The organism is Cellulomonas algicola, assembly GCF_019024305.1.
GTDB classification, from domain to species: domain Bacteria; phylum Actinomycetota; class Actinomycetes; order Actinomycetales; family Cellulomonadaceae; genus Cellulomonas; species Cellulomonas algicola.
The window spans coordinates 304,659-327,571 of sequence record NZ_JAHKSJ010000008.1 but is presented as its reverse complement, the minus strand read 5'-3'; the positions used below and the strand labels follow the sequence as shown (position 1 = coordinate 327,571).

Annotated in this window: 18 protein-coding genes; 7 read left to right on the top strand and 11 right to left on the bottom strand. The window is 74.3% G+C overall.

What is annotated here, in order from left to right:
• Positions 1-53 precede the first annotated feature (53 nt).
• From efeO to KOV94_RS21220, 3 genes are all read left to right on the top strand, one after another.
• Positions 54-1,253: an iron uptake system protein EfeO gene (efeO, locus tag KOV94_RS08715; protein WP_218051820.1), complete on the top strand. Its 1,200-nt coding sequence runs from the start codon at positions 54-56 to the stop codon at positions 1,251-1,253.
• A gap of 7 nt (positions 1,254-1,260) precedes the next feature.
• Entirely contained in the window at positions 1,261-2,670 is a 1,410-nt protein-coding gene (efeB, locus tag KOV94_RS08710) for an iron uptake transporter deferrochelatase/peroxidase subunit (RefSeq protein WP_218051819.1), read from the top strand.
• Between the two features lie 71 nt (positions 2,671-2,741).
• On the top strand, positions 2,742-4,790 hold the full coding sequence (locus KOV94_RS21220) for an endonuclease/exonuclease/phosphatase family protein (RefSeq protein WP_218051818.1): 2,049 nt from the start codon (positions 2,742-2,744) through the stop codon (positions 4,788-4,790).
• A 646-nt stretch (positions 4,791-5,436) separates the two neighbouring features.
• Here the strand turns inward: KOV94_RS21220 and KOV94_RS08700 are convergent.
• Positions 5,437-6,897 carry an NAD(P)H-quinone dehydrogenase gene (locus KOV94_RS08700; RefSeq protein ID WP_218051817.1) on the bottom strand — a complete coding sequence of 487 codons (1,461 nt, stop codon included), beginning with the start codon at positions 6,895-6,897 and terminating at the stop codon, positions 5,437-5,439.
• Positions 6,898-7,028: 131 nt separating this feature from the next.
• Between KOV94_RS08700 and KOV94_RS08695 the strand changes: the two genes are divergently transcribed.
• Positions 7,029-7,880, top strand: coding sequence for a purine-nucleoside phosphorylase (locus tag KOV94_RS08695; RefSeq protein ID WP_218051816.1), 852 nt, complete (start codon positions 7,029-7,031; stop codon positions 7,878-7,880).
• A 165-nt stretch (positions 7,881-8,045) separates the two neighbouring features.
• Complete coding sequence (locus tag KOV94_RS08690) at positions 8,046-9,896, top strand: phospho-sugar mutase (RefSeq protein WP_218051815.1); 1,851 nt, start codon at positions 8,046-8,048, stop codon at positions 9,894-9,896.
• A gap of 111 nt (positions 9,897-10,007) precedes the next feature.
• On the opposite strand, the gene KOV94_RS08685 is transcribed toward KOV94_RS08690, so the two are convergent.
• From KOV94_RS08685 to KOV94_RS08665, 5 genes are all read right to left on the bottom strand, one after another.
• Complete coding sequence (locus KOV94_RS08685) at positions 10,008-12,320, bottom strand: DUF6055 domain-containing protein (RefSeq protein ID WP_218051814.1); 2,313 nt, start codon at positions 12,318-12,320, stop codon at positions 10,008-10,010.
• 228 nt (positions 12,321-12,548) lie between these two features.
• Entirely contained in the window at positions 12,549-13,232 is a 684-nt protein-coding gene (deoC, locus tag KOV94_RS08680) for a deoxyribose-phosphate aldolase (RefSeq protein WP_218051813.1), read from the bottom strand.
• On the bottom strand, positions 13,229-14,407 hold the full coding sequence (locus KOV94_RS08675) for an adenosine deaminase (RefSeq protein ID WP_218051812.1): 1,179 nt from the start codon (positions 14,405-14,407) through the stop codon (positions 13,229-13,231). Before KOV94_RS08675 ends, deoC begins: the two co-directional genes overlap by 4 nt.
• Before the next feature lie 55 nt (positions 14,408-14,462).
• A complete protein-coding gene (locus KOV94_RS20680; RefSeq protein WP_225916298.1) occupies positions 14,463-14,606 on the bottom strand; it encodes a hypothetical protein in 144 nt (47 codons plus the stop codon).
• 165 nt (positions 14,607-14,771) lie between these two features.
• Positions 14,772-15,257: a hypothetical protein gene (locus tag KOV94_RS08665; protein ID WP_162351212.1), complete on the bottom strand. Its 486-nt coding sequence runs from the start codon at positions 15,255-15,257 to the stop codon at positions 14,772-14,774.
• A 156-nt stretch (positions 15,258-15,413) separates the two neighbouring features.
• On the opposite strand from KOV94_RS08665, the gene KOV94_RS08660 reads away from it, so the two are divergent.
• Both KOV94_RS08660 and KOV94_RS08655 read left to right on the top strand, forming a co-directional pair.
• The gene (locus KOV94_RS08660; RefSeq protein ID WP_124341281.1) at positions 15,414-16,106 is read left to right on the top strand and encodes a DUF5626 family protein; all 693 of its coding nucleotides are present in this window, start codon (positions 15,414-15,416) and stop codon (positions 16,104-16,106) included.
• Positions 16,103-16,807, top strand: coding sequence for a hypothetical protein (locus KOV94_RS08655; protein ID WP_124341282.1), 705 nt, complete (start codon positions 16,103-16,105; stop codon positions 16,805-16,807). Before KOV94_RS08660 ends, KOV94_RS08655 begins: the two co-directional genes overlap by 4 nt.
• Positions 16,808-16,881: 74 nt before the next feature.
• On the opposite strand, the gene KOV94_RS08650 is transcribed toward KOV94_RS08655, so the two are convergent.
• The 5 genes from KOV94_RS08650 to KOV94_RS08630 all read right to left on the bottom strand — a co-directional run bounded on the left by KOV94_RS08650 (position 16,882) and on the right by KOV94_RS08630 (position 22,803).
• A complete protein-coding gene (locus tag KOV94_RS08650; protein WP_162351211.1) occupies positions 16,882-18,183 on the bottom strand; it encodes a thymidine phosphorylase in 1,302 nt (433 codons plus the stop codon).
• Positions 18,184-18,217: 34 nt separating this feature from the next.
• Positions 18,218-18,631, bottom strand: a complete 414-nt coding sequence (locus KOV94_RS08645; RefSeq protein ID WP_124341284.1) for a cytidine deaminase — start codon at positions 18,629-18,631, stop codon at positions 18,218-18,220.
• Positions 18,632-18,680: 49 nt separating this feature from the next.
• A complete protein-coding gene (locus KOV94_RS08640) occupies positions 18,681-19,877 on the bottom strand; it encodes an ABC transporter permease (protein ID WP_124341285.1) in 1,197 nt (398 codons plus the stop codon).
• A 98-nt stretch (positions 19,878-19,975) separates the two neighbouring features.
• Complete coding sequence (locus KOV94_RS08635) at positions 19,976-21,220, bottom strand: ABC transporter permease (RefSeq protein WP_124341286.1); 1,245 nt, start codon at positions 21,218-21,220, stop codon at positions 19,976-19,978.
• Positions 21,220-22,803, bottom strand: coding sequence for an ABC transporter ATP-binding protein (locus KOV94_RS08630; RefSeq protein WP_124341287.1), 1,584 nt, complete (start codon positions 22,801-22,803; stop codon positions 21,220-21,222). Before KOV94_RS08630 ends, KOV94_RS08635 begins: the two co-directional genes overlap by 1 nt.
• Positions 22,804-22,913 lie beyond the last annotated feature (110 nt).

Sequence of the window (22,913 nt, the reverse complement as noted above, 5' to 3'; positions counted from 1 at the left end):
GCACCCGTCACCTCCCGGTCCGCCCCGCGGTCCCCGCCTGCTCGAGGAGCCCGATGTCCCACCGGCCCACCGCCGCGCTCACCCTGGCCGCCGCGCTCGTGCTGCCGCTCGCGGCCGCGTGCGTCCCGAACGACGCCCCCGCCGACGACGCCACGGCCGCGGGCGCGATCACGGTCTCGTCGACCGCCGACGCGTGCGACGTGTCCACCACGGAGGCCGCGTCGGGCCCGCTGACGTTCACGGTCACGAACGACGGCCAGGACGTGACCGAGTTCTACCTGCTCGGCGAGGACGGGCTGCGCGTCGTGTCCGAGGTCGAGAACATCGGCCCCGGCCTCAGCCGCGACCTCGTCGTGCAGGCGCGTCCGGGCACGTACTGGACGGCGTGCAAGCCGGGCATGGTCGGCGACGGCATCCGCGCGAAGTTCACGGTGACGGACTCGGGCGCCGACACGGGCCCGACGGGCGACACCGCCGAGCAGCTCGCCGCGGCCGAGGCGTCGTACGTCGCGTACGTCAAGGACCAGGTCGGCGCGCTCGTCGCGGGCACGCAGGAGTTCGCCGACGCGTACGCCGCGGGCGACGACGCGACCGCCCGGGACCTGTACGCCGCGACGCGCGTGCACTGGGAGCGCGTCGAGCCCGTCGCCGAGTCCTTCGGCGACCTGGACCCGCTGCTCGACCTGCGCGAGGCCGACCTCGAGGACGGCGCGACGTGGACCGGCTGGCACCTCGTCGAGAAGGACCTGTGGCAGCCGGCCCCCGAGGCGAACGGCGGGGTCGCGTACACGCCGCTCACGCCCGAGCAGCGGCAGGCGGCCGCGGACGACATCGTGGCGAACACCGCGAAGCTCCAGGAGCAGGTCACCGACCCGGCGTTCACGTTCGAGGCGTTCCAGATCGCGAACGGCGCGAAGGAGCTGCTCGACGAGGTCGCGACCGGCAAGGTCACCGGCGAGGAGGAGATCTGGTCGCACACCGACCTGTGGGACTTCCAGGCCAACGTCGACGGCGCCCGCGTCGCCTACGAGGTGCTGTCGGACGTCGTGCAGGAGCGGGACGCCGACCTGGCCGACGCGCTCGACGAGCGGTTCGCCGAGCTCCAGGACCTGCTGACCGCGCAGGGCAGCGTCGAGTCGGGCTTCACGTCGTACGACGAGCTCACCGAGGACCAGGTCAAGGACCTCGCCGCCGCCGTGGACGCGCTGTCGGAGCCGCTGTCGCGCCTCACCACGACCGTCACGGGCGCCTGACACCGCGATGACCGACGTCGACTCCCCCACCACCCCGGACGACACCCCGGCGCCGGCCACCGGGCTGTCCCGGCGCGCCCTGCTGGGCCTCGGTGGGGGTGTCGCCGCAGTCGCCGCGGCCGCGGGGTTCGGCGCGGCACGCGCGACGACGGCGTCGGCGGCCACCGCGCCGTCCGCGAGCGCCGCCCCCGGCACCTTCCCCTTCACGGGCGCACGTCAGGCGGGGATCGCCACGCCCGCGCAGGACCGGCTCTACCTCGCGGCGTTCGACGTCACGACGGACTCGCGCGAGGAGCTCGTGGCGCTGCTGCGCCGCTGGACGACGATCGCCGCACGGCTCACGCAGGGACTGTCCGCCGGCCCGTTCGGGCCCGCGTCCGGGCCGTACGACGCGCCGCCCGACGACACGGGCGAGGCCGCCGACCTGCCGCCCGCGGGGCTCACGCTCACGTTCGGCTTCGGCCGGTCGCTGTTCGTCGGCACCCCGGCGCCCGACGGCACGCCCGGCACCGACCGGTTCGGGCTCGCCGACCGGCTGCCCGGCGGCCTCCTGGAGCTCCCCCACTTCCCGGGCGACGCGCTCGACCCGGCCCGCAGCGACGGTGACCTGGTCGTGCAGGCGTGCGCCGACGACCCGCAGGTCGCGGTGCACGCGATCCGCAACCTGTCCCGTGCCGCGTTCGGGGCGGCCGCGATCCGGTGGACGCAGCTCGGCTACGGGCGCACGTCGTCGACGAGCACCGCGCAGCGCACCCCGCGCAACCTGTTCGGCTTCAAGGACGGCACCGCGAACGTCAAAGCCGAGGAGCACGACGCGCTCGACGCGCACGTCTGGGTGCCCGCGTCCGCCGCGCAGGACGACGCGGGCGACGGCGTCGACTCGGCGTGGCTGACGGGCGGCACGTACCTCGTCGCGCGGCGCATCCGCATGGTCATCGAGACGTGGGACCGCACGTCGCTGCGCGAGCAGGAGGCGCTCGTCGGCCGCACCAAGGGCGAGGGCGCGCCGCTGTCGGGCGGCACCGAGTTCACCGAACCCGACTTCGCGGCGACGGGCCGGGCCGACGCACCGCTCATCGCGACGACCAGCCACGTCCGCCTCGCGCACCCCGACCAGAACGACGGCGTGCGCATGCTGCGCCGCGGCTACAACTTCACCGACGGCAACGACGCGCTGGGCCGTCTCGACGCCGGGCTGTTCTTCCTCGCGTTCGTCCGCGACCCGCGCACGCACTACGTGCCGATGCAGAACCGGCTGTCCGCGCAGGACGGGCTCATGGAGTACCTCCAGCACACCGGGTCGGGCCTGTTCGCCGTCCCGCCGGGCGTCCCGGACGGCTCGCTGGTGCTCGGCGCCGACGGCACGCCCGTGACGACGGACGACGGCCCGTTCGTCGGCTCGGCGCTCTTCGCCTGACGACGGCCCGCTCCGGCACGAACCCGCCCGTCGGCGGTCCCCGGCGCCCCGGGACGGGTACCGTGCGGCGCGTGACCACCCCACCCGGCGGCAGCCGCACCTCCACCCCCGCCGGCAGCGCCCCCGTCCCCGTCCCGTCCGGCGCCGGCACGTCCACCGGGAGCGGCCGGAGCACGACCCCGCCGGACGCCGGCACCCCCACGCGCGTGTGGCTCGTCGCGGCGCTCACGGTCGCCACGCTCGAGGCGGTCCGGGCCAGCGGCCCGATGCTCGACCGGTGGTTCGCGGTCGGCACGGCCGCGGCGGGTGGCGCGGCCGTCGCGACGTATGCGGGAGCGGGACTCGTGGCAGCCGTGCTGCTGCTCGCCCGCCGCCGCCCCTCGGGCACCCCGGACGCGCGCACGGTCCTGGCCGGTGCGGGCGTCCTGGCCGTCCTGCGGCTCGTCATGCAGGCGCTCGACGGCCTCGCGCTCGACGTCACCGGGCTGGTCTGGGTGGCCGTCGCGGTCGCGGTGCTGACGCTCGGTGTCGCGCACGTCGCGGGTCGCAGCGGCGGCGCCCGGCAGGCCGCGACCGGGCTCCTCGTCGGGTCCGGGCTGTCGGTGGGCCTCCAGCTGCTGCTCGGCACGTGGGACGCCGTCTGGCGGTCCGGCGCCGTCGGCTGGGCCGTCGCCGCGGCGGTCGCGGTCGCGCCGTTCCTCGTGACGCGCGGGCTCGTCGGTCCGGACGCCTCCCCCGAGCCGACCGGCCGGCCCCGCCGGCTGTGGGCGCTCGGACCGTTCCTCGCCGTCACCGTGATGCTGCTGGCCAACCCGGCCTTCACGGCGTCGCAGGCCGACGTGCCGCTCGACGTCGCGGGCCTCGTGCTCCTGGGCGCCTCCGCGCTGGGCGCGTGGCCCCTGCTGCGTCCCGACGTGTGGCCCGCCGCCGTGCGCGTCGGTGCCGCGGTGCTGCTCGCGGTCGGCACGGGCGTGAGCCTGTGGACCTCGGGACCCGTCGCGCTCGTCGCGCTCGCCGTCACGCAGGTCGTGGCCGGGCTCGTGGTCGCGACCGTCCTGAGCACGCGCCGCCCGGCCCCGCCCGGGATCCCCCGCACGGCGATCAGCACGGGCTTCGCGGGGCTGGGCGTCGTGCTGCCGCTCCTGCTCTACATGCTCGACTACGACGTGCCGCTGCCGGTCGACAACGCGTGGGTCGTGGTCCTCACGGCCGCGGTCGTCGGGGTCGCGGGGCTGCGCCGACGCACGCCCGAGGTCGCCGCGCAGGTCGACGACCCGCCGCTCGACGACGAGAAGGTTCCCGCCCGCGTGAACGCCGCGCGCCTGCTCCTCATCCCGGGCGTCGTGCTGGCCCTGGTCGGCGCGCTCGCGGGCCACCGCGGCTGGAGCACGACCGGCGCGACCGTCCCCGCGGAGGCCGCCGACGGCCCGCTCACCGTCGTCGACTGGAACCTGCACTACGGGGTGTCCCCGCTGACGGCCGTCGACCTCGAGGGTGTCGCGCGCACGATCGAGGCCGCCGACCCCGACGTCGTCACGCTCCAGGAGGTCGAGCGCGGCTGGATCTTCGGCGGGGGCGCCGACATGGCCACGTGGCTCGCGCACCGCCTCGACATGACGATCCGCTTCGCCCCGGCGGCCGACCGGCAGTTCGGCAACGCCGTCCTGGCGCGCTCCGGCCTGACCGACGTGGCCGTCCACCCGCTGCCCTACGGCGACGGCCCGCAGCAGCGGTCCGCGCTGTCCGTGACCCTCACGACCGCGTCCGGCACCCCGGTGCGCGTCACGTCGGTCCACCTGCAGCACCGCGCGTCGAACACCCCGACGCGGCTCGACCAGCTCGACGCGCTGCTCGCCGCCGAGCCCGTCGCGGGCGCCGCGATCCTCGCGGGCGACCTCAACGCCGAGCCCGGCTCGCCCGAGCTCGGCCTCCTCACCGACGCCGGGTGGGTCAGCGCCGTCGACGAGGCGGGCGAACCGGACGCGCACACCGAGCCGAGCACGGACCCCGCGCACCGCATCGACTGGGTGCTCGGTCAGGGCGTCACGTTCACCGCCGCGACCGTGGGCACGTCGACGCTCTCCGACCACCTGCCGGTGACCGCGACGTTCACACCCTGACGGCCCGGCCGCCCACCGCCCGCTCCGCGCTCAGTCCGTACCCACCTCGGCCCGAGCACTGCGCTCCGCTCCCGGCGCGTGCCGCCGCACGGCCCGCACCGTCCGCTCCGCTCCGCGCTCAGTCCGTACCCACGTCGGCCCGAGCACTGCGCTCCGCTCCCGGCGCGTGCCGCCGCACGGCCCGCACCGTCCGCTCCGCTCCGCGCTCAGTCCGTACCCACGTCGGCCTGAGCACTGCGCTCCGCTCCCGGCGCGCGCCGCCGCACGGCCCGCACCGTCCGCTCCGCTCCGCGCGCAGTCCGTACCCACGTCGGCCCGAGCCCAGCGCTCCGCGCCCGGCGCGCGCCGCCGCCCGGCCCGCACCATCCGCGCCGCTCCGCGCTCAGTCCGTTCCCACCTCGGCCCGAGCACTGCGCTCCGCTCCCCGCGCGTGCCGCCCCACGGCCCCCACCGTCCGCTCCGCGCCGCGCGCAGTCCGTACCCGGCTCGGCCCGAGCCCTGCGCGCCGCTCCCGGCGCGCGCGGCCGCACGGCCCGCACCATCCGCTCCGCTCCGCGCTCAGTCCGTACCCACGTCGGCCCGAGCACTGCGCTCCGCTCCCGGCGCGCGCCGCCGCACGGCCCGCACCATCCGCTCCGCTCCGCGCTCAGTCCGCGGAACGGTGGAGCATGCGCGCGACCTCGCCGATCGTCCCGGACATGGACGGGTAGACCGTCGAGGCGTCGGCGACCTGGTCGGCCGTGAGGCGGTGCGTCACCGCGAGCGTGAGCGGGAAGATCGACTCGCTCGCGCGCGGGCCGACCACGACGGCACCCAGGATCGTGCCGGTCCCCTCGGCGGCGAAGATCTTCACGAACCCGTCGCGCACGCCGAGCATCTTCGCGCGCGGGTTGCGGGCCAGTGGCAGGGTGCTGACGGTGTAGTGCACGCCGAGCTCGGTGAGCCGCGCCTCGGTCGAGCCGACGGTCGCGATCTCGGGCGCGGTGAAGATGTTCGCGGACACCCCACGCACCGACAGCGGCTTCACCGCGTCGCCGAGCGCGTGCGACATCGCGATGCGCCCCTGCGTCGCCGCGACGGACGCGAGCGGGAAGACGCCCGTCACGTCGCCCGCCGCGTAGACGCCGCGCACGGACGTCCGGGACACCTTGTCGACCTCGACGTGGCCCGACGGCGTGAGACGCACGCCGGCCTCCTCGAGGCCGAGACCCGCGGTCGTGGGGATCGACCCGACGGCGAACAGCACGTGCGACGCCTCGATGACGCGCCCGTCGGCCAGCGAGACCTCGACCCGGTCGCCGACCCGGCGCGCACCGGCGGCGCGCGAGCGCGACAGCACGGTCATGCCGCGCGCCTTGAAGACGTCCTCGAGCAGCTGGGCGGCGTCGGCGTCCTCGCCCGGCAGGACGCGGTCGCGCGACGACACGAGCGTGACGTCCGCCCCGAGCGACGTGTAGGCACCCGCGAACTCGGCGCCGGTCACGCCGGACCCGACGACGACGAGCTTCTCGGGCAGCTCCTGCAGGTCGTAGAGCTGCGTCCACGTGAGGATGCGCTCGCCGTCGGGGACGGCCTCGGGCAGGACGCGCGGCGTGGCACCCGTGGACACGAGCACGACGTCGGCGTCGAGCACCTCCTCCTCGCCGTCGGCCGTGGTCGCGACGACGCGCGACGGGCCGTCGAGCCGGCCGTGGCCGAGCACCGTGCGCACGCCCTCGCGGTCCAGGCGGCCGCGGATGTCGGCGGACTGCGCGGCCGCGAGCGCCTTGACGCGCGCGTTGACCGCGGCGAGGTCGATGCTGTGCCGCACGAGCGAGCCGACGCCGGACTCGGCGACCGTCCCGGGCGCCGAGATGCCGTCGAGGCGGATGCCGAGCTCGGGCGCGCGGTCGGCGATCGTCATCCACTCCGCGGTGGCGATGAGGGTCTTCGACGGCACGACGTCGGTCAGCACCGCGGCGCCCCCGAGCCCCGCACGCTCGACGACGGTGACGTCGGCGCCCAGGCGGCGCGCGACGAGCGCGGCCTCGTAGCCGCCGGGTCCGCCGCCGACGACGACGACGCGGGGCGCTCGGGAACGGTCGGTGTCCTGCGACGGGGTGCTCACGGGTGCCCATTCTGCCTGCCCGGCCCGTGCGCGGGCGTCCGCACGCCGCCGCCTGGCCCGCACGCACGTCGTCGCAGCGCGCGGCCGAGGCGTCCTGCGTCGGACCCGTCGGTGCGGGCTAGCCTTCGAGCATGAGCGACCTCACCGACGTGCCCGACCTCGACGACCCCGCGACCGACCCGTTCGAGGTGGCCCGCGCGGCCGCCGCGCACCTCGCGAGCGTGACGGGCGTCGCGAAGCACGACGTGGCGCTAGTCCTCGGCTCGGGCTGGGGCGGCGCGGCGGACCTGCTGGGCGAGACGGTCGCCGAGCTGCCGAGCACCGAGGTCCCGGGTTTCAGCGCGGCGGCGGTCGTCGGCCACGTCGGCACGATCCGGTCGATCCGCATCGCGGGCACCCCCGACGACGCCCCGAAGCACGCGCTCGTGCTCGGGTCGCGCACGCACCTCTACGAGGGCCGGGGCGTGCGGCGCGTCGTGCACGGCGTGCGCACGGCGGCGGCCGCGGGTGCGTCGGTGCTGGTGCTGACGAACGGCTGTGGCGGGCTCAACACGGCGTGGGCGCCGGGCACGCCCGTCCTCATCAAGGACCACATCAACCTCACGGCGACGTCCCCGCTCGAGGGCGCGACGTTCGTCGACCTCACCGACCTGTACTCGGCGCGGCTGCGCGACGTCGCCCGCACGGTCGACCCGACGCTCGACGAGGGCGTGTACGTGCAGTTCCGCGGCCCGCACTACGAGACGCCCGCCGAGGTCGCGATGGCCGGCCGGATCGGCGGCGACCTGGTCGGCATGTCGACGACGCTCGAGGCGATCGCCGCCCGGCAGGCCGGGCTCGAGGTCCTGGGCGTGTCCCTCGTGACGAACTTCGGCGCGGGCATCAGCGACCAGCCGCTGTCGCACGCCGAGGTCCTCGAGGCGGGCGCGGCCGCGGGTCCGCGGATCAGCGCGCTGCTCGCGGAAGTCGTCCGGCGCGTCTGACGCCCGCGGCCCGACCACGCACGACCACGCACGACCCCGACGCCCGCGGCCGCCGCACGACCGGCCGCGGGCGTCCGTGCACGTCAGGGACGTCGGCACACGGGCGCGCCACGCCACCGGGACCTTCGGCGGGACCTTCCGCGGCGCTTTCAGTACGTTGGCCCCATGACCGGCGACGTGGTGTGGGCGGACCTCGAGGCGCAGGTGCAGGCGTGGATCGACGACGATCCCGACCCGCGGACGGCGCAGGAGCTGCGCGACCTGCTGACGACGGCCCGCACCGGACCTGTCGGCCTGGCCCCGGGGCAGGAGCCCGATCCGACGCAGCGGCAGGCGCTCGACGCCCGACGCGTCGCCCGCAACGAGCTCGCCGACCGCTTCCAGGGGCTGCTGCAGTTCGGCACGGCCGGTCTCCGCGGGCGCCTCGCGGGCGGTCCGCACCGCATGAACCGCGCGGTCGTCATCCGCGCCGCGTCGGGCATCGCGGACTTCCTGCTGGGCGAGCTCGACGGCGTGACCCCGCCGCCGCGCGTGGTCGTCGGCTACGACGCGCGTCACAACTCGCGCCAGTTCGCGCTCGACACCGCGGGCGTGCTCACCGCGGTCGGCATCGAGGTGCTGCTGCTCCCCGAGGAGCTCCCGACGCCCGTGCTCGCGTTCGCGGTGCGCCACCTCGACGCCGACGCCGGAATCATGGTCACCGCGTCGCACAACCCGCCGCAGGACAACGGCTACAAGGTCTACCTGGGCGGTCGCGTCGTCACCGACGGCGGGCAGGGCGCGCAGATCGTCCCGCCCACGGACACGGCGATCGCCGCCGAGATCGCGCGCGTCCCGTCGGTCGCGTCGGTGCCGCGTGCCGACCACGGCTGGACCGTGCTCGGGCCCGAGGTGCTCGACGCCTACGTCGGCGCGGTCGTGGGGCTCGCCGACCGGTCCCCCGAGGCGCGCGCCGCCGCCAAGAAGCTGCGCGTCGTCCTCACGCCGCTGCACGGCGTCGGGGGGAAGGTCGCGCAGCGCGTGCTCGCCGCGGCCGGCTTCACCGACGTGCTGCTCGTGCCCGAGCAGGAGTTCCCCGACCCGGACTTCCCGTCCGTCGCGTTCCCGAACCCCGAGGAGCCCGGCGCGATCGACCTCGCGATCGGCATGGCGGGCGACGAGAACGCCGACCTCGTGCTCGCGCTCGACCCCGACGCGGACCGGTGCGCCGTCGCGGTGCAGGACCTGCGCACCCGCTCCTACCGCGGCCCCGACACCGCGGGCGCCGAGGGCTGGCGCATGCTGCACGGCGACGAGACGGGTGCGCTCCTCGGGGACCTCGCCGCGCGTCGCGCCGCCGCCGCGGGCACCGACCACGCCGTCCTCGCGAGCTCGATCGTGTCGTCACGCCTGCTCGGCGAGATCGCCACGAGCGCCGGGCTGCGGCACGCGCAGACGCTCACGGGGTTCAAGTGGATCTCGCGCGTCGACGGGCTCGTGTTCGGCTACGAGGAGGCGCTCGGCTACTGCGTCGACCCGGCGCACGTGCGCGACAAGGACGGCATCTCGGCTGCGCTCACCGTCGCGGGGCTCGCGGCGTCGCTCAAGGCGCAGGGCCGCACGCTCGTCGACGCGCTCGACGACCTCGCGCGCACGCACGGCCTGCACCTCACCGACCAGGTGTCGGCACGGTTCGCGGACCTCGCGGACATCGCCGCGACCGTGCAGCGGCTGCGCGAGGCACCGCCGCAGCGCATCGCCGGGGTGCACGTGACGTCCGTGGTCGACCTGGCCGCCGGCACCGACGACGACCGCGACGGCCTGCCCCCGACCGAGGGCCTGCGCCTCTTCACGTCCGACGGGACGCGCGTCGTCGTGCGCCCCAGCGGCACCGAGCCCAAGGTGAAGTGCTACCTCGAGGTCGTCGAGCCCGTCCCGGCGGACGCCGACCACGAGGCCGTGGGCCACGCGCGGCGTGCGGCGCGCACACGCCTCGACGCGGTCGCGGCCGACGTCCGCTCGGTGCTCGGGCTGTAGCTCCCCGGGGCGCGGCCCTCGACCCGCCCGCACTCCCGCTCGCCGGCCCGGGGTCCGGGCGCCCCGGGCGCGGCCGTCGACCGAACGGTGCTGCGGCCGTCGCGTGCGAGGTCAGCGCGTCTGCGCGCAGCCGACCTCATGCACCGCGCGCGCCACGTCGGGCGTCGGCGCGGTGCCCTGCAGCCCGAACGTCGCGGTCTCGCCGGCACGCAGCGTGCCGTTGTACGACATGTTCTCCGCGGTCACGCTCGAGCCGGACGTGCCGAGCTGCGCGTTCCAGACGGCGGTCACGTTCTTGCCCGCCGGCAGGGTCCACGACACGGCCCAGCCGCTCACGCCCGCCGACCCGGCGGTCACGACGAGCTCGGCCTGGTACCAGGCGCGCCCTTCGCTCTCCCACGTCGTCGTCACACGGTAGGTCGCGGTGCACCCGCCGGCCGTGACCGGCTCGGGCGGGGCGACGCCGCCGTTCGTGCCCCCGCCGTTCGCGGGCGGCGTCGACGGGGTCCCCGCACCACCCGCGCCGGCCGGCGGTGCGGTCGGCGGCCGCGTCGCCTGCGGCGTCGGCTGCGGCGACGGTGACGTCCCGGGCTCGGGCGACGCCGTGACCGGCGGCTGCGCGGGAGCGAGCAGCGGGTCGGAGAACCTGAGCGCGTCCGCCGGCAGGGGCGCCGGCACCGCGTTGACGTCGGCGCGCGGCTGCTGCCCGTCGCACACGCGCGCGGGCTCGTACGCGACGTAGCCGCCCGCGTCGCACGTGAAGCCCACGACGGCGTCCCCGCCGACGACGACCGACCCGCTGAGCCGCGCGGACGAGCGCACGACGGCCATGTCCTTCACGACGGCGTCCCCGCCGACGACGGCGCCGCTCTCGATCCAGGCACGGCCCTCGACGCGCGCGGCCCCGGTGACCCGCGCGTCACCGCGGACGACGGCGTGCGGACCGACCCACGCGGTCGCGTCGACGCGTGCGGCGTCGTCGACCCAGCCGCCCCCGTTGGGGTGCCGGTGCCCGCCGGCCGCGGCGGGCTGCGTCGCCTCGTCGACCACCGTCGCACCGGCGAGCCGGAGCTCGTACGGGTACCGGGGCACGTCGCCGAACCCGCTCGCGGAGTCCACGACGTGCGGCTGCGCGGGCGTGCCCGTCACGACCAGGTACACCTCGCCCTCGCCGTCACGCAGCGAGAACTGGAGCTCGGCGTCGTCGCCCTCGGTGACCGGGCTGTAGCGCGGCGACTCGCCGCCGAGCGCGACGAACCCGACCGACCACCCGGCGTCGGGCGCGGCGCTGTTGCCCCGCAGGCGCACGTGGACGGTGCGCGCTCCCGGCTCGGGCTGGAGGCGGACGACGTTGTAGCCGTAGTCGGAGGGCGCGAACGCGTCGGGCACGCGGTAGTGGCCCGGGTCGTCGGCGACCGCCTCGACGGGCGTGGTCCGGCCCGCGAGCAGCACGGGGTCGAGCGCCGCGACCGCGTCGGCGAGCTCGCGGGACGGCCCGAGGTCCCAGGCGACCGTCCGCATCGCGTACTCGGCGACGCGACGGTTGAGCGCCGACTGCGTGAGGCCGGCGACCCCGCGGTAGGCCTCGAGCGCCGTCCGCGTGCCGTCGCCGCCCCGCCAGATGCGGGACACGACCCGGTCGTCGTCGCGCTCCGCGAGGTACTGCAGCAGCAGCCACCCGCCGTCGCCGAGCCGCGGGCTCGACCACGGCAGCGACGGGCTGCGGACCAGGTCGGCGGGGTCACCGATGCCGTCGGCCGCGCTCACGGTCGCGAGGTAGGCCGCGCTCGCGGCCGCGAACGTCCCCGCGGAGTCGCCCGCGACGCCGCCGTCGGGCGACTCGCTGCGCGCGAAGTCGAGGACCATCTCGGCGAAGCCTCGCGCGAGGTCCCACGAGGGGGCCGGCGCGTCCGACCCGCCGCCGCCCGCGAGCGCGGGCACGGTCGCCCGGACCAGGCCGACGCCGCTCTCGACCGCACCGCTCACGGTCCGGGTCTGCGCCGACAGCCCGCCGTGCGCGGCGGGCACGGGCTGCTCGCGGCCTGACCCCGGCCCCTGGGTCCAGGTGCCGTCGACGACGACCACGACCTTCGACTCCGCGATCGCCCCGTCGGGCGCGGCGACCGCGAGCTCGTCGACGGTCGTGTCGTAGAGCGCGTCGAGCGCCGCGACGGTCCGTGCGGGGTCGAAGCGCAGGTCGAGCGTGGCGTGCGTGGGGTCGGCGCCGGGCAGGTCGCCCCACGCCAGGACGACGGACTCGCCCTGCCGGACGTGGCCGTCCTCCCAGGCCCGGTCCCAGCCGTCCGGGACGACGACGGGCGCGGTGTCGTCGGCGTGCGAGAGCGCGACGGCGACGACTCCCCCTGCGACGAGGACCGGCACGACGAGGGCGGCGACGACCGCGGCGCGTCGGATCCGTGCCATCCCGGCGCGTCCTCCCGTCGATCGCCTCGCCGCGCGGGCAGCGCGACGTGACCGCGCCGGATCGCGCGGCCCGCCCCACTGTCCCGGGGCGGCGAGGCAGGAGTCAATCGACGGGCGTCCCGCATCCGGGTGAATCGGCCGCTCCGGACACCCCCGCGGAGCGCGCGGCAGGCGAGGACCCGGACCGTCCGGGCAGGTCAGGGGTCGGCCGGACGGTCCGGGACGGCGTCAGTAGCCGGCGTCGGCCTCGAGGCCCGCGAGCACGGCGGCGGTGCCCGACAGGCCGAGGCGGGTGGCGCCCGCGTCGACCATCGCGACGGCGTCGGCGGCCGTGCGGATGCCGCCCGACGCCTTGACGCCGAGGCGCCCGCCGACGGTCTGCGCCATGAGGGCGACCGCGTGCACGGTCGCGCCGCCCGCCGGGTGGAAGCCCGTCGACGTCTTCACGAAGTCGGCCCCGGCGCGCTCGGCGGCCTGGCACACGGCGACGATCTGGTCGTCGGTCAGCGCGGCGGACTCGATGATGACCTTGAGCACGACGTCGCCGGGCGTCGCGGCACGGACCGCCGCGATGTCGGCCTCGACCGCGTCGTACCGACCCTCGCGCGCCGCGCCGACGTCGATGACCATGTCGACCTCGTCGGCGCCGTCCCGCACGGAGCGTGCAGCCTCGGCGGCCTTGACGTCGCTGTGGTGCTTGCCCGACGGGAACCCGCACACCGTCGCGACGTGCAGCCCGGGCGCCGCGGACGTGTCGACCGGCAGGAACGACGGCGAGATGCAGATCGAGTACACCCCGAGCCGGGCGGCCTCCTCGACCAGGGCCTGCACGTCGGCGACGGTCGCCTCCGGCTTGAGGAGCGTGTGGTCGACGAGCCGGGCCAGCCCGGCGGCGTCGTGCGTCGTGGTCATGCGCGGTGCCTTCCTCCCCGGGCGGCGGCGTAGGCCGGCCGGATCACGGTGTCGATGAGTGCGTCGCGGTCGTCGTGGTGGGCGAACGCGTAGGCGGCCGCGGTCACGGCCACGTCCTGGAGGTCGTCGAGCGTCCAGCCGGCCTGCTGCACGAGCAGCGTGAGCTCGCGGGAGAGGGTGGTGCCGGACTGCAGACGGTTGTCGGTGTTGACGGTGACCTTGAAGCCGAGGCGCTTGAGGCGCGTCACGGGGTGCTCGGCGACCGTCTCGGCGATGCCGGTCTGGAGGTTCGACGACGGGCAGAGCTCGAGCGGTACGCGACGGTCGCGCACCCACTGCGCGAGCGGCCCGAGGCGGTCGCCGAGGTCGTCGGTCGCGATGTCCTCGACGAGGCGCGCGCCGTGCCCGATCCGGCACGCCTGCGCGACGTGCAGCGCCTGCGCCACCGACTCGAGGCCCGACCCCTCCCCCGCGTGCACGGTCGCGGGGACGTGCGCCTCGGCGAGCGCGCGGAACGCGGACGCGTGCTGCGACGGAGGGAAGCCCTCCTCGGGCCCGGCGATGTCGAAGCCGACGACGCCGTCGCCGCGACGGGCGATCGCGAGCGCGGCGATCTCGTCCGCGCGGTCCGCCTGGCGCATCGCGGACAGGATCGTGCCGACGCGGATGGTCCGGCCCTGCGCGGCGGCCTCGGCGACACCCTCCGCGAAGCCCTGCTGGACCGCGTCGACGACCTGCTCGAGGGTCAGCCCGGCGCGCTGGTGCTGCTCGGGCGCGTACCGGGACTCGGCGTACACGACGCCGTCCGCGGCCAGGTCGACCGCGGCCTCGCGCGCGACGCGCCGCAGCCCGTCGACGGTCTGCATGACGGCGACGGTGTGCTCGAACGTCTCGAGGTACCGCTCGAGGCTGCCCGAGTCGGCCGACTCGACGAACCACCGCCCGAGCGCCTCGGGGTCGGTCGTCGGCAGCTCGTGGCCCACCTCCGCCGCAAGCTCGACGATCGTCGCCGGCCGCAGGCCGCCGTCGAGGTGGTCGTGCAGCAGGACCTTGGGGAGCGCGGCGATCAGGGCGACGGCCGGGTCCGCGGCGTCAGGACCAGCGGGCCGATCGTCGACGACGGGCGGTGCCGGGACGACGCCCCCGTCAGGAGGGGGTGCGGCGGGGGACGTCATGGTTCCACCGTACCGGCGCCACCCGGTGCCGGACCGCGTCGCTCGGTACAGCCCGTCACCCTGCTTCCGGGTCCTGGTCGTCGTCGAGCGCGACCTCGGTGTCCTGTTCGACGACGTCGGCCTCGTCGGCGCGTCCCTCTCGGTCCGCCCGTGCGAAGCCGGGCCTGTACTCCTCCGGGCCGTCGTCGGCCTCGGCCACGTCATCGGTCAGGCGTCGCGGGCCGTCCCCGGTCACTGGCTCCAGACCGGCGTCGCGCCACGCGTCTTGTCCTGGGACGGCACTCATCGCGTTCCTCCTCGGCGGTCGGAAGTGCTCTCGGTCATCGTCCTCCGCCGATGCTCCCGGCGCACGCGCCATCACGCGTCAGGCGGTGCCCGTCTGCGCCTGCCGACGCGGTGCGACCGCGGAGACGGCGACCGCGAGGCCGGCGGTGACGAGAGTGAGCCCACCCAGGAGCCCCAGGTGGCGGAGGTCGACCACGCCGCCCGTCACAGCCGGGGACACGCCGAGCGCCGCCCCGACGAGAGTCGTGAGAACGTCGCGGGACCGCGCGCCGACGACCGCGACGACGGCGCCCACGAGCGCCAGGGGCCCGAGCGCCCACGCCACCGGAGCGAGGAAGACGGTGACGAGCGAGACGACCACGGCCGCCGCGCCGAGCACGGCGACGGGTCGGTCCGACCGCCAGGTGGCGACCCAGAGGAGGGCCGACGTCACGGGCGCGAGGAGGAGAAGCGGCAGGAGACGGTCGTCGAGCGGCAGTGCCTGGACGAGGGCGACGCCGAGAAGTGCTCCGGTGGCGGCCAACCGTGCGGCGGTCACCGCACCGTCCCGCTGCTGGGTGGGCATGCTCGGATCCTGCCCGTCGATCTCCCCGTCACGCAACTTCCAGGGTATTGCGCCCGGCGTTTCACGTCGCTACGGTCGGCACGCACAATGACATTGGTCATTGGTATTGACACGGACTTGGGGTGAAAAGTGCCATAATCTAGATTCCGACGAGGCGTGCTCGCTGCCGCGTGCGCCGCGACCGTAGGACTTGCCACGATCTCGACACCCGCCGGCGCGGCGGCCGCGGTCCCCGAGGAAGTCGACGCCCACCTGCGCGCGTGGTGGACGACCTATGACGTGCCGGCCGACGTGCAGGGCCACCTGCTCGCGGCGCTGAGCGCCGGGGAGACGTGGGACTCGCTCGCGGGTGCCGCACCGACCTCCCGCGAGGTCCTCCAGGGCAAGCGGTCGACGACGACGGTGCTGACCTTCGCGGACGGCTCGATCACGGTCACCGAGGTGCAGAAGCCCGACCGCACACCAGCAGCGTCGATCCGGACCGTCGCCGTCGACGGTTGCCGGACGACCGTCGGCGGTTCGGGCTACCGCAACTACTACGACTGCCAGGCGCACGCCGACACGGGCGTCATCGCGATGGGCTTCTACATCTCCTACACCCTCGCGCAGGGCGGGCCCGACCAGATCATCGAGGTGCACAGCCCGTACCTCGCGACCACGGGAGGCACCGCCTCCCCGAACCCGCCGACCCTGGCCATCCGCAAGAAGCTGCAGAACTCGTCCGGCTCGGCGTGGGCGAACGCCACCACGCAGTTCACGGGCTACGGCTCCGGCGGGTCCAAGTCGGTGGACTTCCGAGCGCTCGTCGGCAACGACACGGCGTGGACCCGGTGGGAGGCGAAGCCGTGACCGCGCGGCGCAGGGCCGCCCGCGTCGCGCTGCTCGTCGCGATCGGGCTCGGAGTGATCTCGCCCGCGCAGGCGGCCGAGGGCACGACGGGCGACTTCACCGACGTCCGGGCGTACTGGAGCACGTACGGCGTCACGCAGGAGGTGCAGGACGAGCTGATCGAGAAGTTCGTCCGCACGGGGAAGGTCGACGCTCTGGACGGGGCTGCCGCGCCGGTGGCGACGTCGACGATCACGCGGTCGGGCGCGACCGAGCGGGTCGAGACGTTCAACGACGGCTCCATCCGCGTCTCTTCCTTCGAGAAGCCGAGCTCGCTCGGACGGACGACCGGTGTCAAGCCGCTCGCCGCGACGAATCTCAGCGGTTGCTCCGTGACGAGCGGATCCGGCTTCGTGACCTACAAGAACTGCCTCGTGTCGTCGGGCGACGGGTTCCGCTACATGTCGTTCCGAGCCACGTACGAGAAGTACTCCGGCGCCTACGCAAAGATTCTTTCGACGGGATCGCCGAGTACGTCGTCCAATTACGGCACGATGACATATCCGACGCGGTCGCTGTACCGCCCCAACTCGACGGCGACGCAGGACGCCGTGGCGAAGTACGTGTCCGAGTGGACGAGCTACAACGGTGCCTCGTCCGAGACGTGCTACACGTCCCTGTGGCTCACGAAGTCCGGCCAGGCGTCCGTCGGTACGTCCTGACCGTCGCCGCGCACGACGGTGCCCCGTGGCGCGAGCCTCCGGGGCACCGTCGTGTGCGTGCAGGTGGCAGATCGTCAACCGGTGATGCGGCCGAGGACGATCCTCCGATCGGGAGCCCGCCGACCTTCCGGCTCGACGACGAGGGCGGTGTCGAGTGCAGCGCGCGCCCGGTCGAACCGATCGGGCGTGTCGGTGTGCATGGTGACGAGCGGCTGGCCCGCTCGCACCGCGTCCCCCTGCCGGACGTGCAGCTCGACGCCCGCGCCCGCCTGCACCGGGTCCTCCTTACGGGCGCGCCCCGCGCCGAGCCGCCACGCCGCGATCCCGACCGCGTACGCGTCCACGGTCGTGACTATCCCGTCGGTCGCCGCGACGACCTGCTCGGTCTCGCGCGCGACCGGCAGCGGCGCGTCCGCGTCGCCCCCCTGCGCGCGGATCATGCGGCGCCACACGTCCATCGCGCGCCCGTCGGCCAGGGCCGCCGCAGGGTCGGCGTCGCGACGTCCCGCGGCATCGAGCATCTCTCGCGCGAGGGAGAGCGTCAGCTCGACGACGTCGGCCGGGCCCCCACCCGCCAGCACCTCGAGCGACTCGCGGACCTCGAGAGCGTTGCCCGCGGTCAGCCCCAAGGGCGTCGACATGTCGGTGAGCAGCGCCACCGTCGTGACACCGGCGTCCGAGCCGAGCTCGACCATCGTCTGCGCAAGCTCGCGCGCCCGGGTCTCGTCCTTCATGAACGCGCCCGACCCGACCTTGACGTCGAGTACCAGCGAACCCGTGCCCTCGGCGATCTTCTTGCTCATGATCGACGACGCGATGAGCGGGATCGCCTCGACCGTGCCCGTCACGTCGCGCAGCGCGTAGAGCTTGCGGTCGGCGGGCGCGAGGCCGGAACCAGCCTGGCAGATGACCGCGCCGACCTCCTCGAGCTGTCGCATCATCTCGTCGTTGGACAGCGCCGCGCGCCACCCGGGGATCGACTCGAGCTTGTCGAGCGTGCCGCCCGTGTGGCCGAGGCCACGGCCCGACAGTTGCGGGACGGCGACGTCGAACACCGCGACCAGCGGGGCGAGGGGCAGCGTGATCTTGTCGCCCACGCCGCCCGTCGAGTGCTTGTCGGACGTCGGACGGGACAGCGACGAGAAGTCGAGCCGCTCGCCGCTCGCGATCATCGCGGCCGTCCAGCGCGCGATCTCCACCCGGTCCATGCCGTTGAGCAGGATCGCCATGGCGAGCGACGACATCTGCTCGTCCGCCACGACGCCGCGTGTGTATGCGTCCACGACCCAGTCGATCTGCGCGCCGGTCAGCCGACGCCCGTCGCGCTTGGCGACGATGACGTCGACGGCGTCGAACGCCTCGGTGGTGCTGCTCATGCGTAGGCCTTCCCTGCGTCTCGCGCGGCGCGCGTCACGCCCGCTCCTCCAGGTCCTCCGGACCGAACGCGTCCGGCAGGACCTCGGTCATCGGCTTGATGCCCGACACCGTCTCGACCAGCAGCCGCGCCCCGCCGTGCTCCCACAGCAGTTGCCGGCAGCGCCCGCACGGCATGAGCACGTTCCCGTGCCCGTCGACGCAGGTGAAGGCGACGAGCCGCCCGCCGCCGGACAGGTGCAGGCTGGACACGAGGGCGCACTCGGCACAGAGCGTCAGGCCGTACGACGCATTCTCCACGTTGCAGCCGACGACGACCCGGCCGTCCTCGACGAGCGCGGCAGCGCCCACGGGAAACGCCGAGTAAGGGACGTAGGCGCGCCCCATCGCCTCGGTCGCGGCCCCGCGCAGTGCCGCCCAGTCGACTCCCCCCGCAGACTGCTCCGTCACGTCGGTTCCTCCGTCCAGCAGGGCTGCACCGCGGCAGGGCCCTCGATCGTCACTTGCCGTAAGGGATGCCCTCGGCGGCCGGGGCACGTACCCGGCCGACGAGTCCAGCGACCGCGAAGATCGTCGCGACGTAGGGCAACATCGCCAGGAGCTGCGGCGGCACCGGAGTCCCCACGAGCGAGAGGTTGGTCCCGAGCGCGTCTGCGAAGCCGAACAGGAGAGCTGCGACGAGCGCTCCGCGCGGGTTCCACCGGCCGAGGATCATCGCGGCAAGCGCGATGTATCCCTTCCCGCCGGTCATCTCCTTGGTGAAGGCGAGGCCGAGCGCGACGGTGAACGCCGCACCCCCGAGTCCGGCGACGGCGCCGCCCAGCACGGTGTTGCGCCAGCGCGTCCGGTTCACGTCGATGCCGACCGTGTCGGCCGCCTTCGGGTGCTCGCCTACTGATCGCATGCGCAGACCCCAACGGCTGCGGAAGAGCATGACCTGCAGCAGGACGACGATGACGAACATCAGGTAGACGAGGGCGCTCTGGCGGAAGAGGACCGGGCCCACCACAGGGATCTCGCTGAGGAGCGGTATCGGGAGCACGGGAAGGCGCGGCGGCGAGTTGAGCAACGGGATGTTGTCCGACAGCACGGCTGAGAACAGGAAGCCCGTCAGTCCGATCACCAGGCCGTTGAGGACCACCCCGACGATGATCTGGTTGACGCGGTAGCGGATCGAGAAGAACGCGAGCAGGACGGAGACCAGCGCCCCGGCGACGGGTGCCGCGACCAGTCCCGCGTACGCGTTGGACGTCATCGACGCCACGACCGCAGCGAGGAACGCGCCCGCGAGGAGCTGACCCTCGATCGCGATGTTGATGATGCCCGATCGTTCGCACAGGAGCCCGGCGAGCGACCCGAACACGAGCGGGATCGACAGGACGAGCCCGCCGACGAGCAGGCTCGTCAAGGTGATCGGCGCGACCTTGCCGGCGTCCGCCCAGGTGAGGAACGAGAGGACGATGCACAGGCCGAACACGACCGGGACCCACACGCCGACGCGACGGCGCGCACGCGTGCGGACGGCGACGAACGCCGCCAGGCCGAGTGCCACCAGCGAGAGGACGACCGCCGTGAGACGCGACGGCACCGTGACCGGAGCGATCTGCCAGGCGTCGGACGGCGTGGAGATCACGAACGTCGACTCGGCGCTGCCCGACGTGAAGACCCCGAACGCGAGCAGGGAAGCGAGTCCCATCACGGCATAGGTGATCGGTGCCTTCCAGCTGACCCGCGAACGGACTGCCGGAGCGACGTCGCCGACGAGTCCGCCGGGTTCCGGAGCGGTCAGGACGCTCACGCGGCCACCTCCTTCGGAGCGAGGACGGCGGTCCGACGGGCGCGCCGTTCGTCAGGGCTGGGCAGCCGGAAGATCGCCCGTACGAGCGGCGGGGCCGCGATGAGCAGCACGATCACCGCCTGGACGACCATCACGATGTCGATGGGCGTCCCGCTGACCGTCTGCATCAGCGGCGACCCCGCCCGCAGCGCCCCGAACAGGAGTGCCGCGAGCACGGTACCCACCGGCTTGGAGCGACCGAGCAGGGCGACCGTGATGGCGTCGAACCCGATCGTCCCCGCGACGCCGTCCTGCAGCACGCCCTCAGTACCGAGAACCTGCGTGACGCCGCCCATCCCGGCGAGGGCCCCGGCGATCAGCATCACCGAGACGTACACGGAGTTGATCCTGATGCCCGCGGTCCGGGCGGCATGCGGGTTGAGGCCTACCGCGCGGTACCGGAACCCCGCCGTCGAGCGCTCCATGAACCACCAGACGCCGACCGCGGTGACCAGTGCGAGCACGAAGCCCCAGTGGAGCCGGAACGGAGGCCCGAAGATCGACGGGAACATCGCGGTGGGCTCGATCTTGGGGCTGATCGGGTTGGTGCCCGGTCGCTTGAAGGCGTCCGTGGTGAGCAGGTACGCCATGAGGAAGACCGCGATCGAGTTGAGCATGATCGTGACGATGACCTCGTTCGCACCCGTGCGCGCCTTCAGGACGCCCGCGATGCCGGCCCAGGCGGCGCCGGCGGCGACACCGAACGCGATCGCCACCACCAGGTGCAGGCCTGCGGGCAGGTGGAAGGTGAACCCGGCGAACGCAGCGAAGGTCGCACCGAGGATGACCTGCCCTTGAGCACCGATGTTGAACAGCCCGGCCCGGAAGCCGATCCCGAGGCCGAGGCCGGCGAAGATGAGGGGCACCGATGCGGTCAGCGTCTCCGTGAACGGGCGCACCTGCCGCTCCGGCGTGCTGGCCTGCGGGTCGAAGACCGCGCCGCGGAAGAGCGAGGAGTACGCGCCGTAGACGGCGTCCCACACCGCCGTGAAGAAGTCGGCGGGCCGGGCGAAGAAGTAGCCGGCAGCCTTCTGCACGTCGGGGTCAGCCGCCGCGATGAGCACCGCGGCGAGCACGAGCGCAACGACGATGGCGAGGACGACGACCGTCGCATCGCTCGAGAGGATGTCGCGAGTGATCCTCGTCGCCCGGGACTCCTCGACGTGCTCGGCACGGTCGGTGCCCACGGAGGCCTCGGTCATCAGGACACCACTCCTTCGCCGCCGGCCTCGAGGTCGGCACCTCCGAGCGCCGTGTGGTGCTCGGTCACCTGCTCACGCGCTTCTTCCAGCGGGACGCCGGCCATCATGAGGCCGAGCACGTCCCGGTCGGTCTTCCCGTCGACGACGCCGACGACCCGTCCGCGGTACATGACAGCGATGCGGTCGGCGAGCGCCAGCACCTCGTCGAGCTCGGACGACACGATGACGACTGCGGTGCCGACGTCCCGCTCCGCGACGATGCGCTTGTGCACGAACTCGATTGACCCGACGTCGAGACCACGGGTCGGCTGCGAGGCGACGAGAAGCCGTAGCGGGCGGGACAGCTCACGCGCCAGGACGACCTTCTGCTGGTTGCCGCCCGACAAGGTCCGGACGGGCGCCTCGACGGACGACGTGCGCACGTCGAACTCGCGCACCTGCCGCTCGGCGTTGTCGCGGACCACCTTCGCGTCGACGGCGCCACGTCGGGCGAAGGGCGACCTGTCGTGCAGGTCGAGGATCAGGTTCTCCGCGATCGAGAAGTCGCCGACGACGCCGTCGGTGGTGCGGTCCTCGGGGACGAACCCCACGCCCAGGTCGAGGACCTCCTTGATGCTGCGCCCGGCGAGCGGCCTGCCGTCGAGCTCGACCGTGCCGCCCGTGGGCTTCAGCATCCCGAGCAGCACCTCGGCGAGCTCCGTCTGACCGTTCCCCTGCACACCAGCGACCGCGAGGATCTCACCGCCGTCCACCGTCAGGTCGACCCGGTCGAGGACCGGCACGTCGTTCGGGTCGAGCACAGTGAGCTCCCGGACGACCAGACGGCGACCCGAGGTCTGCGCCGGCTCCTTGTGGACGCCCAGGGTGACAGACCGACCGACCATCATCGACGCGAGCTCCTGCTCGGTCGACGTCGGGCTGGCCGCCCCGACGACCGCGCCCCGACGGATCACCGTGATGCGGTCGGCGATCGCCCGCACCTCACGCAGCTTGTGCGTGATGAAGACGATGGAGGTTCCCGCTTCCTTGAGCTGACGCATGATTGCGATCAGCTCGTCGGTCTCCTGCGGTGTGAGGACCGCCGTCGGCTCGTCGAGGATGAGGACGCGCGCGTCGCGGGAGAGCGCCTTGATGATCTCGACGCGCTGCTGGACGCCGACCGGCAGGTCCTCGACGAGAGCATCGGGGTCGACCTGGAAGCCGAAGCGGTCGGAGATCTCACGCACCAGCTCGCGTGCACGTCCAGCGTCGATCAGCCGGCCGCCACGCATCGGCTCGTGGCCGAGGACGACGTTCTCCGCCACCGTGAACACGTCGACGAGCATGAAGTGCTGGTGGACCATGCCGATGCCCGCGGCCATCGCGTCACCTGGTCCCGTGAAGGCCACCGGCTGGTCGTCGAGCAGGATCTGCCCGCCGTCGGGCTCGTAGAGGCCGTAGAGCACGTTCATGAGAGTGCTCTTCCCGGCACCGTTCTCGCCGAGGAGCGCGTGGATCTCACCAGGGTTGACGGTCAGGTCGATGCTGTCGTTCGCGACGAGCGACCCGAACCTCTTGGTGATGCCCCGGAGCTCGAGCTTCATGCGTGGTCCTCCTTCGACGGGCCGTCCTGGCCTCACTGTGGCACCGCGACATCCGTCGCGCACGGACCGATGAGACGGCGCGGCGCTGTCCGGCCCAGGCGCTCGACGAC

Excerpts from the sequence above, each read along its gene's own strand:
- efeO (WP_218051820.1), top strand. The coding sequence starts at position 54 with ATGTCCCACCGGCCCACCGCCGCGCTCACCCTGGCCGCCGCGCTCGTG.
- efeB (WP_218051819.1), top strand. The coding sequence starts at position 1,261 with ATGACCGACGTCGACTCCCCCACCACCCCGGACGACACCCCGGCGCCG.
- KOV94_RS08695 (WP_218051816.1), top strand. The coding sequence starts at position 7,029 with ATGAGCGACCTCACCGACGTGCCCGACCTCGACGACCCCGCGACCGAC.
- KOV94_RS08690 (WP_218051815.1), top strand. The coding sequence starts at position 8,046 with ATGACCGGCGACGTGGTGTGGGCGGACCTCGAGGCGCAGGTGCAGGCG.
- KOV94_RS08685 (WP_218051814.1), bottom strand. The coding sequence starts at position 12,320 with ATGGCACGGATCCGACGCGCCGCGGTCGTCGCCGCCCTCGTCGTGCCG.
- deoC (WP_218051813.1), bottom strand. The coding sequence starts at position 13,232 with ATGACCACGACGCACGACGCCGCCGGGCTGGCCCGGCTCGTCGACCAC.
- KOV94_RS08675 (WP_218051812.1), bottom strand. The coding sequence starts at position 14,407 with ATGACGTCCCCCGCCGCACCCCCTCCTGACGGGGGCGTCGTCCCGGCA.
- KOV94_RS08665 (WP_162351212.1), bottom strand. The coding sequence starts at position 15,257 with ATGCCCACCCAGCAGCGGGACGGTGCGGTGACCGCCGCACGGTTGGCC.
- KOV94_RS08650 (WP_162351211.1), bottom strand. The coding sequence starts at position 18,183 with ATGAGCAGCACCACCGAGGCGTTCGACGCCGTCGACGTCATCGTCGCC.
- KOV94_RS08640 (WP_124341285.1), bottom strand. The coding sequence starts at position 19,877 with ATGGGACTCGCTTCCCTGCTCGCGTTCGGGGTCTTCACGTCGGGCAGC.
- KOV94_RS08635 (WP_124341286.1), bottom strand. The coding sequence starts at position 21,220 with ATGACCGAGGCCTCCGTGGGCACCGACCGTGCCGAGCACGTCGAGGAG.
- KOV94_RS08630 (WP_124341287.1), bottom strand. The coding sequence starts at position 22,803 with ATGAAGCTCGAGCTCCGGGGCATCACCAAGAGGTTCGGGTCGCTCGTC.